Origin of the sequence: Allorhizobium pseudoryzae, assembly GCF_011046245.1 — a bacterium.
Taxonomy (GTDB): domain Bacteria; phylum Pseudomonadota; class Alphaproteobacteria; order Rhizobiales; family Rhizobiaceae; genus Neorhizobium; species Neorhizobium pseudoryzae.
Genome location: NZ_CP049245.1, coordinates 183,343 through 195,399, shown reverse-complemented (window position 1 = coordinate 195,399; position 12,057 = coordinate 183,343). Strand labels below are relative to the sequence as shown.

The window sequence follows — 12,057 nt, the reverse complement described above, 5'->3', positions numbered from 1 at the left end:
CAGGCGTCGGAAACCTGCTTAAAAGGATGCTTATGAGCCGAAAGCGTCCTCCTGCCCGAGAGATCGAACGATCCAGTGACAACCCCAAGCGGGGCCTTCGGGCTTCACCGTCGGCACAGGAACGAGCCGACCTCTCCCAGCGCGCAACTTATGCGCCATATTCCAAGCATAAGGCGCATCCACATGCTTATGGACTACCAGCTTATCAAGGCGGCTCTCCAGATCGAGTCCTCTGCGATGACCATGCAGGGTTCCAGCCGGCGGACGTGCCGCGCATCAGGGGCTTGTTGACGCTTGGCATCATGGCCGGCCTTTGGGGAGAAAACGATAGCCAAGGCGATCCTAGTATGCTCTGGACGGTCGACTTGAATGGCTGGATCTACGAAGCTCGGATTACCATTCCAGGCCAAGCGAATTACCATGCTTACCCGCTACTTCCATCTGACGCGCTCGCACGTCTTGTGATCGCGCGCTTCGAGGAATGGATTTCCAACTTGACGGCGAGTGAGCTACTCTCCTATCCGAATGCTTTAGTTTCAATGCAGGCTGCCCAGGTGAAATATAAATGAGCGATCGTCGGTTCTTTGAGCTTTCCACGACCTGGCCGCCGTTGCGCAACAAAAGTGACGAGGAAGTTGCCGAGATCGGGATTCGGCTTGGCTATAACATCCTGACAAGAGTCGCCGATTTCGAGCAGGGGACCAATCGCGATTTCTTCCGCGCCTCAGCTACCACTCTGGCTCTTTGGTTCGTCGAGAATGCGTGGCGCCTGAGATACGAGACGCTCCACGACCCGCGATACCCCTCGGTCGATTGGCGACTAAGCCACGACATGACATCTGTAGGTGCCGGTCTGCTGTGGCCGCCCGCCATGATTTACGGGAGCGGTGAGAGGGTCATTTTCGCGCCGAGTGTAGGGCCTCGCAGCAATGTCGGGGCACAACAGTTTCTCGAGGTGTTGCCTGGATCTGTGATCGGGCGCGATTTTGACGACGAATTAGAACGGTTCTTTTCGAAAGTTATCGATCATCATGGAAACCGCGCGAGCGGTGAGGAGTTGAAGGCCCGCGTCGCGAGGTGGCGAGACGAGAGGGCAGATCCAGACTTCGCCGGCTGGCGGAGGCTTGAGGCGGCGCTCGGCTACAACATCGATTCCGCTCCTGAAAACCTGTTGGAGCATCTTATCGAGCTTGAATCCTTGGTTGGCGAAAGCGGCATCGAGGAAGCCGCCGCTTCTTCACCTGGGGCGCAGTCAGCATCCACATTGTCAACAGCGATCGAGGCGACGCAAAGCTCTCCCCTGCAATTAGATTTCGCTGTAATCGAGGGAGTGAACATTGACGCGAGTGCATCCAATTCGCATCCGTGGCAGCTGGCAGAAGCGGCAGCCGCAAATGTGCGACAGAAGCTTGGCCTCCGATCAACACCTCTGTTAAACCAGGATTTCGCGCAAATTCTGAACGTAAATTGGCAGACGATCAAAGACGCTCGCGCCATCGCTGCCGACCTGCCCTATGCCGCCAGGCTCATGGGAAAAGGCGAACTCAATAAGGTTGCGCTGCAAACAACCCATCAGAAGGATCGCCGCTTCGAACTCGCCCGCATGTTGGGTGATGCAATTTGGAGCGGTGATGCGAAGTTTGGCTTGGTCAGCCGCGCCAAAACGGATCGGCAGAAGTTTCAGCGTGCCTTTGCACAAAGCCTGCTTTGTCCGTACGATGCGCTCAAGGACAGCATCGACATGAGTGCACCGTCTGATGTGCAGATCGCAGGCGCGGCGCAGAAATTCCATGTGAGAGAGTCTGTCATCACGTCGTTGCTTGCCTATAAGGGCGTTCTTCAATTCGAGAATCTCGAGCAACGGCTTGAGGCAGCCTAAACAGAGGACAGCTCTTCGGTTATGTGGCGCCTCTCGATACCCAAATTTTGGCCCGCCGCCGCCCGCCCATAGGGTCGCGTATGATTGCTCCCGTACGTCAGCGCGCAGCACGCGCTCGCCGTTCGGAAGCCTGAAAGCGTTGCCGGTTTTGATAGCCGATACGACGGAGTTGGGAACAACAGCAACTGAGCCCTTCTTGTCCCAAACTTCTTCCAAATCCGTGAGTTTCTCACGCTGGTGAGTAAGCTGTACGCCTGCCTCCGAGGCTTGGCCATGGTCCTAAGCTCTTGAACCAAAAACTCTGCGGACAAAAACCAACGTCCTAATTTCATAGCTTCATGTTAACTACATCTTGGACTTCCATCGCGGTACGGCAGGCCGCCGTACCATCCGCCTCCAAACAGTATCCTGTTTCCTGACGCACACTCTGCCTCGCAAAAGGCGGCGACCTCAGCTCAAGATTGCAAATAGCCGTAGACAGCGCGTCCTCACCGCGTCATCTTATTCTTCCAAACATGGGAAGGGGGAAGACATGGGACCACTTACAGTAATTCTCGGCAGCCTTTTGAAGGGTGAAGAAAAATCGGGCATCGTGAGAATCGTGACGCCGAAGGGCGACGTGCTTTGCTTCAATGAGTCAGATGTGGTGACTTCATCCAGCGTAGATGCAAGCGGCGAGTTACGGCGCTATGCAATTCCCGCCGATGCCAATGTGACGATCGAGGTAACTGGGGCCGCGCTCAGAGGTCTAGACGTCACCGTGGATTCCGTTTTGAAGTGGGTGGATGACGGCGGGACCATCAGCAAGAGCCGCGACGATCTCTCGTGAATCCAAGCATTGTCATCCTGAGCCATCGCGCTGACGAGCATGCGCTCGCGGTACTGTCATCTCTTTCTGCCAGCGCGAATGTTTTCATGCTTGATATCGGGCGTACTGGCAGCGATTTTGTCGTAAAGCGAAATCAAGGCGGCTCCCTGTCCATTTTAACGAGACACGGAAAGCAGGTTCGGTTCGATGAAACCGGTTTTTGGTGGAACCGAAGGCCGCGCGTACAAGCCTTTGAACACACAGCCCCGAAATTTGTCGCTGTTCAGGAGGCTGAGATTGAGGAGTTTTGGACTGGAGCGCTAGGCGTCGGCTCCCCAGGCCATTGGTGCAATCCGTTTGACGCTCAGCGGTCGGCTCAGCAGAAAGTGCGGCAATTTGGCGTGGCGCGAAACGTAGGCCTCCGGGTACCGGAGACTGTATGGACCAATGATCCGACCGAGGTGGAACGCTTTCTTGAGCATCATCCGGAGGGCGTAATTTTCAAGATGTTCACCGGCACCGAATCCGTTTGGCAACCCTGCCGCAGACTTACTGGAGCGCTTATCGACCAAATCCGCCATGCGCGTTTCATGCCTGCCATCTATCAAGAATATATCGGTGGCGATGCCGAGTACCGGGTCACGCTTTTTGGCAATCATGGTTTTGCTGCAAGAGCAGATCTGTCAAAGTCCCGCTATCCTGCCGACGTGCGGATTGACCTCGCATTGAAACGGGAAGCGGTCCCGCTCGAACCGACGCTTGCGGCCAAGCTTCGCACGTTGATGCGAGCCCTTGGCCTCTCATACGCGACCTTTGATGTCCGCGAAGACAAGCATGGCGAACCCGTCTTCCTTGAATGCAATCCGATGGGGCAGTTCCTGTATCTCGACGGCATTTTCGCAGGTGAGATTCTCAAATCATTCTGCAACTACGCAGAGTCATTCGCGACAAGCTTAGAGGTTAACATCGAGCCCGCAGCGCCTAGTGCCTGTCAGTCTATGCAAGACCTATTCGCAGAGAAGATCGACGTCCCCATTTACGAAGCGGCTGCAGACTGGGCGACGCATATCGAATAACGCCCGGACAGACGAAAGAACTGCCCATCCTCGCCTTCGCCCCTTGTCGACGTTGCAGAAGTCCGGAAGTGAAAATTCAGATCGTCAACATAGTCGGTAGGAGATCGTATTCCGCCTGCAGAGGCCGAGGATCGATACTACGCCATGCTGGACGCACCAGCATTGACCGCAGAACTGACGCCCGCCAATCGACGGCGAACTTCTCCCCCTGGTAAAAGACGACCATCTCCTTCCGGGAGAGATCTTCCGTTTCCCGGGCGACATGGAGATCGTCGTGACCAAGTCATCTGTCTGACTCATCATTGGCGTCAACCCATCTTTCGTCCTCTCATTTTGGTAAGCTTCGGTTAAGATTCCAATGAGATTATAAAAGCGTCCAAGGCTACTCGAATAAGGAGTGTCGCGTGCGCCCGGAGATCATGAAATTTACGATTGCACTAATTGCACTGATATTCGGCATGTCTGCCTGGTGGTTTATCGGTGGGCAAGCCATCCCCATAGCGGCGCTGACCATGGTCGGCGCGCTCTATCACCAAACACCTTGGAGCAAGTATGAAAAAGATACTCGTGGCAAGTGACGAGAAAGTTCTGATTGCAGCTGCAGCGCTTGAATACGCAGCGACAAAGGGTGTGGCTCTCGAACAAACGCGCGAGATCTCCGACGTCAAAGCCGCAATCATTCGAGAGGATATCATATGCTTTCTAGCATCACGCGACTTCAGCGAGTTTAGGACGTTACGGAATACGGTCGGTACGAGGAAGGTATTTCTCTACTTCAAAAATGAGCCCGAACTTGTGCACTATGAAGAGTTTGTTCGGGTATTTAACGACGTTTTCGTAGGGGAGATTACCATATATGACATGGTGAAAATCCTCCACAAACACTGCGCCACTTCGATCAGATCTGTTGCCGTGCAAAAGACGCTTGAGCTCAACGGTTACACGCTCCGACTGACAGACAAGGATCTGATGCCTCCCTCCGGAAAGCTCATCAAGCTAACCGACCGCGAGTTCGACTTCGTCAAGTTCCAATTTGACAGGCTTCTAGAAAACGACATTCTTGAGGAGACAATCGCAAGCATTGTCGCGATGGATCGCAAAGATGCCCTCGTCTACAATCTGAGAAAAAAAATCCCGGGCGTTCAATTTCTGCGGTCGGAAGACAAAACCTATCTGATGGTGCTGGACGGCTACCAGCGATGCGGGGCTGATGTTCGCCCGCTCGGTTCTGCTCGACAAGTACGCTGACTAGCACAGCGGTTTCTATCGGCGCAAAGCAATGGATGTCAATTCCTCGCTAAGTGGCGCATCGATGATGCACGACACCTAGCCGGCGGGATCGCCAAGCAGCAGTCGCTCTAGACGAACAGTCCGGCCCATGGCCGGACACACCGCCACCATTCTAAAGGCGTCAAAATTCGAAGGGGGAGGTGCGGAAGTTTGTCGCGGTACTTTACAATCGTTCGGCGGTCTCGTGTGCAGAATGCATCGCATCCGTATCCCACCGCATTGCCGATCAACATCTGATCAGCGAGGTCCGGTAATGCTGAGACAAAACGAGTGCCCATAAGCCGGCGGCCGAAGTCCTCCGCGAAAACACAATCGTCGTCGCGTGGCTGAAGAAGCTCGAGGGCATAGTCAAGGAGGTCCTGGCGGTCGGAGACGTTCGGCGTAAGGACAATCTCGTCGATAGTCTTTTGGCTGGCGACGAGGTCCCACTGAGCCCGGGCTCCAACCTGGAAAACGTGCATAAGCGCCTCAATGTCCTCGGCACGAGTATTGTCTACTTCCTCCGAAATCTGAGCCTGCTCGAAGACTTGCTCCGCGCTCGTCACAAGGAGGTTGACAACATTGGTGTCCAGAAACACCCGCCTGGGAATTTTCTCGTAGGGGTGAGATTGACAATCGGCGCTATGCTCGGCTTCGCTTTGGTATAAAATCCAGCGCCTACTTTTCGGATCCCACGCTTCTATCGCCACGCCAATAGCTCCACCAATCTTCAGTTTTGAAACACCCTTACCCGCGAGATCACGGGCAACAGGTAGCGAGATTCGAGAGGCGGGTGCGATTATCGCTCAATGTCTGATAAATCCAAATGTCGCTCACTTCGGCTTTTGGCAAACAATAACAGTTTCCGTACGCATACGCTTCGACAGGCTGTCACCAGACACAGGCAGATAGCGGTTCGCCGCCGGCAAATCTCTTTCCCTACTCTCCAAAACAATTACCCCAGCGCGTTCCGCGGCGGTTGCGACCCCGTTGGCGTTGTCGATGAACTTGCCCTTGATGCAACTGTTGCCCACCACAAAAGTCGCCTTGCCGCCGGGCCTTAATACCCTGGCGACCTCGGAGGTCATTACAATCAAGTCAAGTGCGTAGCGCCCGATGATGCCCTCAAGCCTTTTAACCATCGGCTCCTCTCCTCGCATAGCGCGTGCGATGTGCTCGACTTCCGCATGACGATCATGCGCATCAGCAGAACGCTCTGCGCCGATCGAGCTGGACCGCACATTTCTGAGGTTTGGAATTGAGTGTCCCAACCAGACCAACGACATACGATGACCTCGCATATAGTCGATGGCGTTCAGATACGGTGGCGATGTGATCACGGCATCAACGCTGGCGTCATCCAGCGAGAGCGCCCGAGCATCGCCCTGACCAATCCGCGCTCGACCTTTCGGCGGTTGCTCGAGCAGACGCTTGCGCAGCTGTGAAACGGAACGCTCAAAATTGGGCATGACGTTGTAATCGGAGACTGTCGCCACGCGATGGGGCCGGCTATGGGACGTATCTCTGGCCAGCGAGGCACCCTGCTCCTTCGTTATGATGATACGGCTGAAGGCGACGCGCAGGACGTTAAGTGCCGCACGTCGTCCGGATTTCAGTTCGCCTCGTTCGCGCTCGTTTAAAGCGGCGGCAATTCTAGCTAGGTCGCCACGCTGAGCCTCATGGAACCAAAAGTCCACGAATTGGGCAGTCTCGTCGTCTTGCTGCCAGTCCAGGTTGGGAACATCGCCGCCTCTGTTCTCCACCTCAGCGAGCACAGCATCGAGCTCACTCCCGATATCTTCGTCAGCCACTTCCGTGGTCCAGGCCCTGCTCATTAGGACGGCGAGGGGATCAAGGTCGAAGCCGATAGCGTCGTGTCCGAGCTCCAGTGCCTGTCGTACGGCCGTGCCTGAGCCGACCATTGGATCAAGGACAGTGCTGCCCACAGGCAGGTGCTCAAGTGAAGTCAGCGCCAAATCGGGGGCCATACGAGCGGGAAACGGATGGATTGAGCGCACTTTCATGCACAGCTCCGGCAGGGCTGGTCATCGAGAAGTGAAATTAATCCGTCGATTTCGGTTCTCAAGTTCGCTTGACAGACACTTGCGACCTTAGGTCGTAACTGCCCGATAACTATTAACAATCTATCCTTGGGCTTCAATAACCTTCTCCGACTCTCCGTGGCCCATGCTTCTAATCAATGACCAAGCGTTTAGCGAGCTCCCGCGCTGGAAATACAACCGGTTGGCTCCCGCACCATTTTCGCCCAACTGGACCGAATCGGCTATGCCTGAATCCAAGATACATCGTATTCACGCTTATCCCGCAAGGTTTCCTGCATTTCTTGTGAACAACGCTTTCAGCTACGCCGAGCAACAGGGCGTCGAGGTCAAAAGGGTAGCCGATGTCTTCTGTGGTAGCGGTACAGTCGCTTACGAGGCGGCGGCCCGTAATATCGAGTTCTGGGGCTGCGATATAAATCCCGTCGCCACGCTGATTGCTCGCGTCAAAGGCAGTAGATTCGAGCCGTCAGGGTTCGAAGAACGCGCGGACAGGATTGCTAAGCAATTCGAGATCGCCTCTAGGTTGCCGACGCTCTCGGCAGGAGCGATTCAAAAACTAGTGCCATGGTACGAAGCGAGTCAATTCGATGATCTCGCCAGGCTCAGCAACGCGATCGCTTCCGAAGTAGGTTGCGAAAGCGAAGAGGCCATGGCTTTTCAGTGCGCCTTTTCGGCTATACTCAAACCGGCTTCCCAATGGCGACTGCGGTCAACCAAGCCGTCCAAAGATCACAGCAAGCGCCCCTTGCCTGTGCTTGAGGCCTTTCGCCGGCAGTGCCGATTGATGGCATCGGCTTGGTCAGAGATTGCGCACATTCCCCGTCCTGAATCCGAGATCGTCTGTGGCAATGTAATCGAGGTGGAGCGGCCCGGCTCGGCGATCGACCTCATCGTCACTAGTCCGCCATACGCTACGTCCTATGAGTACGCGGACCTACACCAGCTTTCGGCGCTGTGGCTGGGCTTCGTTGACGATCACCGAGATCTTCGCCCGGGCGTAATCGGGACAAGCAGCAGGCGTGCAAACCTCGCCACAGCTATCCGGGATCTCAATTCTGTCGGGTTGCAGATAGTGTTCAGCCTTTTCGATAAAGACCGATGCCTGGCCGAGGCAGTAGCCAGATATTTTCTCGATATGCAGAAGGTGGCCAAGCGTTGCCATGACTTCTTGCGCTCGGGCGGTATTTCTGTTTTCGTGATCGGAAATACTCAACTTAATGGTGTTCGCATCGATAATGCGAATCATTTGGTCGAGAGTTTACTCGAGGCAGGCTTTATAGACGTGCGTGTCGTCAAACGGCACCTATCGAATAAGCCGAATACGCCTTACAGGCTACCGAATGGTCGGCTCTCGTCGTCCAGAACGAGCATGGAAATTTACGCAGAGGAATACATTGTGATGGCGCAGCGCCGATGACCGCCAAATCCTTGAAATTCAAACCCTACGCTCGGCTTCTGACGATGCTTGGCGACCAGTTGATCCGTAACGAGCAGGTCGCGCTGGCTGAATTGATCAAGAATTCGTACGACGCCGATGCGACCTGGGTGAAGGTCACCTTTGAGGATTTCGACGAGAATTTCCGTGCAGGGCCAAACGCCATGATCGTCGTAGAGGATGACGGTCACGGAATGGCGGCCGATGTTATCGAAAACCATTGGGTCAATCCTGCCACGCCCATGAAGCTCATGGGCAAGAAAGGTGAGAAGCGAAGGACTGAAAGCGGACGCATCATCCAAGGTGAAAAGGGCATCGGCCGCTTCGCCCTGTTAAAACTGGGGCGGGATATCCGGATGGTTACACGCCCCGCACGTTCGTCATCCGAGAATGTTCTTGAGCTCAAGCTGGCAGGTTTTGATGAGGACTTCATCGAAGGCAACCAGCCAATGTTCCTGGATGAACTTGAACTTCAATTCGAAGTCGTCTCGCCAGCCGCAACCATTCTGGAGGAGGAGATTGACCTCGGCGGTCGCAAGAAAATGCGTCGTCCCCAAGGCACCCGTATCGAGATCTCACCTCCCGTCGGAATGTGGACGCGCTTTAAGATCGAAAAGGTGTTCGAGGATCTAAGTAGACTCCAATCATCTTTCGCAGGCCTCGAAAACGGGGATGATGCCGAAGGGACTGGCGGAAGCGTCCCTATCGATAAGGACTTTTCGGTCTTCATATATCGCGGTGAGACCTACGAACCGCTCGGCTCAGACCTGCGTGACCGGCTAGATGTACTGCTGAAGGAGCACTCGGTCTTCGAGATCCAGGGCCGATACAACGAAGAGGCCACGACGTTCGAGTTCGAAATCGACGGCAGGCTGGAGCAGCTGCAGCTCGCCGATTCCGACCTCACTGGGCTCGCAGTCTTTCGCGAGTATCTGGGTCGGCGAGGGCTAAAGCCTGCGGAAGCGCAGAATTTGCGCACCGAATGTGGATCGTTCGACTTTTCGTTCTACGTATTCGATTTCAGCAACGACGCTAAAGGCAAGTTGCAGCTGGATAAGAGCGACAAAGATCTAATAAAGGGTCATCGGATCTATCTCTACCGAGATGGAATCAGGGTCTACCCGTATGGCGACCCGGACGACGACTGGCTGCTTATCGACGTTCGTCGAGGTACCGTCCGTGCCAGCGAGTTCCTCAGCAACGACCAGGTTGTCGGCTTCGTTAACATCTCTCAGTCCGAAAACCACAACCTGCGTGATAAAACCAGCAGAGAAGGTCTCGTAGACACAGGACAGGCCGTCGACGACTTCCGAGCGTTGCTTCAGACCTTTTTGGCGTGGGTGCGCAAAAGACCCTATAGCCTCTACAAGCAGCGCACGAAACAATCTCAAGATGTTGACGTCTTCCGAACGGGTAAAGTGCCCTCCCTGATGGAGGAGGTGGTAGCTGCAGCCGCAGCGGCTAACGTCCCGTTGTCGGTACGGGAGAAAATCTCCGAGGCGAACCAACAGTACAAAGCAGAGCGGCGCTATCTAGTGCAGCGCGCTGAGAACACCGAGCATCTGGCGGGCGTTGGCCTGTCGGTCGAAGCGGCGTCTCACGACCTTATGCTAGCAATGCAGCGCGTCATGGCGGCCATAGATAAGCTGATCGCCCATAGCGAAAGCGATGCCAAGATCGACAAGGAGGCGCTCAGTGCCGAACTTCTTGCGATGCGTGGTCTGCTCAGCTTCGTCCAGTCGCAGATGACCGACATGCAGCTCCTCTTCCGGTCGACCAAGCAACGCCGGAAGGATATACGCGTCGTCGATCTGGTCGAGAAGGTCGCCAAAATCTTCAAGAGTTTGATGGAGCGCAACGCGATCGAAGTCAGGGTCGAAACTATCGGCTCCCCTCTTGTTGCCAAGACGACCGATGCCGTGCTGCTCCAACTGCTCCTCAACCTTTTTGACAATGCTGCGTATTGGCTTCAGGGCGCTCCACAGCCTCGGGAAATCGAAATCTTGCTTGATGGCAATGCCGGTACAATGACTTTCGCAGATAGCGGTCCCGGTTTCCGGGAAGAGGACTTACCCTACCTGTTCGAGCCGTTCTTCTCTGGGAAGGGCGAGGACGGACGCGGATTGGGGCTCTACATCGCGCGGCAGTTGCTTGAGCGCCACGAGTACTCGATCGACATCGCCAGCAAGGATCAACGTGTACTTAAGGGAGCCAATTTGGTGGTCTCATTCGTCAAGGAGCAAGCATGAACATGGTTGGTCCGAACTTGTTTAAGGGCATTGCAGTGGTCATAGACAACGGCATCGGCTCGGGGGAAGCGATAGACAGAATCCTCCAGAACATACGCGACGGCGGCGGTCACGCCATTCCCCTGCCTGCCCTGCCCAGCGCAGATTACGATCTCGAACACTTTTCGAGGGTCTCGTTTTTCATTATGGACTGGAACTTGGCCAATAACGCCGAAGGCATACCACTCGATGCCGGCGTCAGACTGCCGGACACCCTGAACAAGGCAATGATCGCGCAGAACATCGCCTTCTTGAAACGCCTCAGTCAGAATCGCCACGCTCCCGTGTTCATCTTTACCAACGAGGAGCCGCAGACGGTCATTGACGAGCTGTCGGCAGATGCCGAACTGCATAAGAGCGTTGAAGAGTCTCACATCCTGGTGAAACGCAAGGTAGAGGTGACCGATAAGCTGTATGAGGTCCTTGAGGACTGGGCAAACAGCACCCCCTCTGTGCTTACGCTGAAAACCTGGGAACGCAACTACGTCCGCGCAGCAAACGACCTGTTCATCGACCTGCACAACCGGACACCGTATTGGCCCGTGTTGCTGTGGCAGACATTCGGGGCCGACGAAATTCCCCCCGAGGTCGAAATGAACAAACTGCTTAACCGCCTTGTCGAGTCGCGCATGGGCCTGCTGGAACTAGATCTCGGACCCTTCATGGAAGCAGTCGAGGAACAGAGCGAGAAGGACGCGCCAGCGTACCGCAAAGCAATGTATCAAGTGCTTGAGGGCGAGCGCTTTCTTAGGAACGAACGCCTTAGGGAGGATCTGTACGCCCCGGGGGACGTGTTCGCCTTCCCTGTTCCAGGGGAAGATCGCAAGACCTATTGGATTAACGTTCGAGCCGAATGTGATTGCCTTCGCGGAGGAGATGACCACCAACTCTATCTCTTGCAAGCAAAGGCAGTGGAGAATGTCGAGGAGCGGATCGATAAGACCTTCGGCAATTTCAGCAACGAGAAGGACAACGAGGCGATCGTCTTCGCGATGATCGATGGGCAAACGTTCAGCGTGATGTTTAGGGACATGAAGATTAAGACCCTGAAACAGATCAAAAAGGACTATACTCGCGTCGGGCGAATGCTGCCGCCATTTATTACTCGGGTTCAGCAGCGTTATGCCGCGTACATGCAACGCCCGGGAATGCCAAGGATTCCACCGGCTCTCTACGAAACTGCTTAAACGGTGCGCCACATGAGACGACGAGCCTGGGATCTAATTCCAGCGAACAGAA

Annotated in this window: 11 protein-coding genes; 9 read left to right on the top strand and 2 right to left on the bottom strand. The window is 55.1% G+C overall.

The genetic code is table 11. The features are described 5' to 3' along the window. Positions 1-287: 287 nt before the first annotated feature. The 6 genes from G6N78_RS25580 to G6N78_RS25555 all read left to right on the top strand — a co-directional run bounded on the left by G6N78_RS25580 (position 288) and on the right by G6N78_RS25555 (position 5,011). The gene (locus G6N78_RS25580; protein ID WP_165225920.1) at positions 288-569 is read left to right on the top strand and encodes a hypothetical protein; all 282 of its coding nucleotides are present in this window, start codon (positions 288-290) and stop codon (positions 567-569) included. Beyond that, positions 566-1,879 carry a hypothetical protein gene (locus G6N78_RS25575; RefSeq protein WP_165225918.1) on the top strand — a complete coding sequence of 438 codons (1,314 nt, stop codon included), beginning with the start codon at positions 566-568 and terminating at the stop codon, positions 1,877-1,879. Before G6N78_RS25580 ends, G6N78_RS25575 begins: the two co-directional genes overlap by 4 nt. Before the next feature lie 532 nt (positions 1,880-2,411). Further along, complete coding sequence (locus G6N78_RS25570) at positions 2,412-2,708, top strand: hypothetical protein (protein ID WP_165225915.1); 297 nt, start codon at positions 2,412-2,414, stop codon at positions 2,706-2,708. Next, a complete protein-coding gene (locus G6N78_RS25565; RefSeq protein ID WP_165225913.1) occupies positions 2,705-3,763 on the top strand; it encodes an MvdC/MvdD family ATP grasp protein in 1,059 nt (352 codons plus the stop codon). The genes G6N78_RS25570 and G6N78_RS25565 overlap by 4 nt, the downstream gene beginning before the upstream one ends. 404 nt (positions 3,764-4,167) lie before the next feature. After that, a complete protein-coding gene (locus G6N78_RS25560) occupies positions 4,168-4,341 on the top strand; it encodes a hypothetical protein (protein WP_165225911.1) in 174 nt (57 codons plus the stop codon). Beyond that, positions 4,316-5,011: a hypothetical protein gene (locus G6N78_RS25555; protein ID WP_165225909.1), complete on the top strand. Its 696-nt coding sequence runs from the start codon at positions 4,316-4,318 to the stop codon at positions 5,009-5,011. The genes G6N78_RS25560 and G6N78_RS25555 overlap by 26 nt, the downstream gene beginning before the upstream one ends. A 110-nt stretch (positions 5,012-5,121) precedes the next feature. Here G6N78_RS25555 and G6N78_RS25550 read toward each other — a convergent pair whose 3' ends face one another. Both G6N78_RS25550 and G6N78_RS25545 read right to left on the bottom strand, forming a co-directional pair. Beyond that, positions 5,122-5,742: a hypothetical protein gene (locus G6N78_RS25550; protein WP_165225907.1), complete on the bottom strand. Its 621-nt coding sequence runs from the start codon at positions 5,740-5,742 to the stop codon at positions 5,122-5,124. Between the two features lie 123 nt (positions 5,743-5,865). Further along, a complete protein-coding gene (locus G6N78_RS25545; protein ID WP_165225905.1) occupies positions 5,866-7,056 on the bottom strand; it encodes a hypothetical protein in 1,191 nt (396 codons plus the stop codon). A 262-nt stretch (positions 7,057-7,318) separates the two neighbouring features. Here G6N78_RS25545 and G6N78_RS25540 point away from each other — a divergent pair, with 262 nt between their 5' ends. From G6N78_RS25540 to G6N78_RS25530, 3 genes are read left to right on the top strand one after another with little or no spacing between them, the layout of a single operon-like run. Further along, entirely contained in the window at positions 7,319-8,512 is a 1,194-nt protein-coding gene (locus G6N78_RS25540) for a class I SAM-dependent methyltransferase (protein ID WP_165225903.1), read from the top strand. Continuing rightward, positions 8,509-10,779 (top strand): sensor histidine kinase, encoded by a 2,271-nt coding sequence (locus tag G6N78_RS25535; RefSeq protein WP_165225900.1) that lies wholly within the window; start codon positions 8,509-8,511, stop codon positions 10,777-10,779. The genes G6N78_RS25540 and G6N78_RS25535 overlap by 4 nt, the downstream gene beginning before the upstream one ends. Beyond that, a complete protein-coding gene (locus G6N78_RS25530) occupies positions 10,776-12,005 on the top strand; it encodes a hypothetical protein (RefSeq protein ID WP_165225897.1) in 1,230 nt (409 codons plus the stop codon). The genes G6N78_RS25535 and G6N78_RS25530 overlap by 4 nt, the downstream gene beginning before the upstream one ends. Positions 12,006-12,057 lie beyond the last annotated feature (52 nt).

Excerpts from the sequence above, each read along its gene's own strand:
- G6N78_RS25555 (WP_165225909.1), top strand. The coding sequence starts at position 4,316 with ATGAAAAAGATACTCGTGGCAAGTGACGAGAAAGTTCTGATTGCAGCT.
- G6N78_RS25535 (WP_165225900.1), top strand. The coding sequence starts at position 8,509 with ATGACCGCCAAATCCTTGAAATTCAAACCCTACGCTCGGCTTCTGACG.
- G6N78_RS25545 (WP_165225905.1), bottom strand. The coding sequence starts at position 7,056 with ATGAAAGTGCGCTCAATCCATCCGTTTCCCGCTCGTATGGCCCCCGAT.
- G6N78_RS25575 (WP_165225918.1), top strand. The coding sequence starts at position 566 with ATGAGCGATCGTCGGTTCTTTGAGCTTTCCACGACCTGGCCGCCGTTG.
- G6N78_RS25540 (WP_165225903.1), top strand. The coding sequence starts at position 7,319 with ATGCCTGAATCCAAGATACATCGTATTCACGCTTATCCCGCAAGGTTT.
- G6N78_RS25570 (WP_165225915.1), top strand. The coding sequence starts at position 2,412 with ATGGGACCACTTACAGTAATTCTCGGCAGCCTTTTGAAGGGTGAAGAA.
- G6N78_RS25530 (WP_165225897.1), top strand. The coding sequence starts at position 10,776 with ATGAACATGGTTGGTCCGAACTTGTTTAAGGGCATTGCAGTGGTCATA.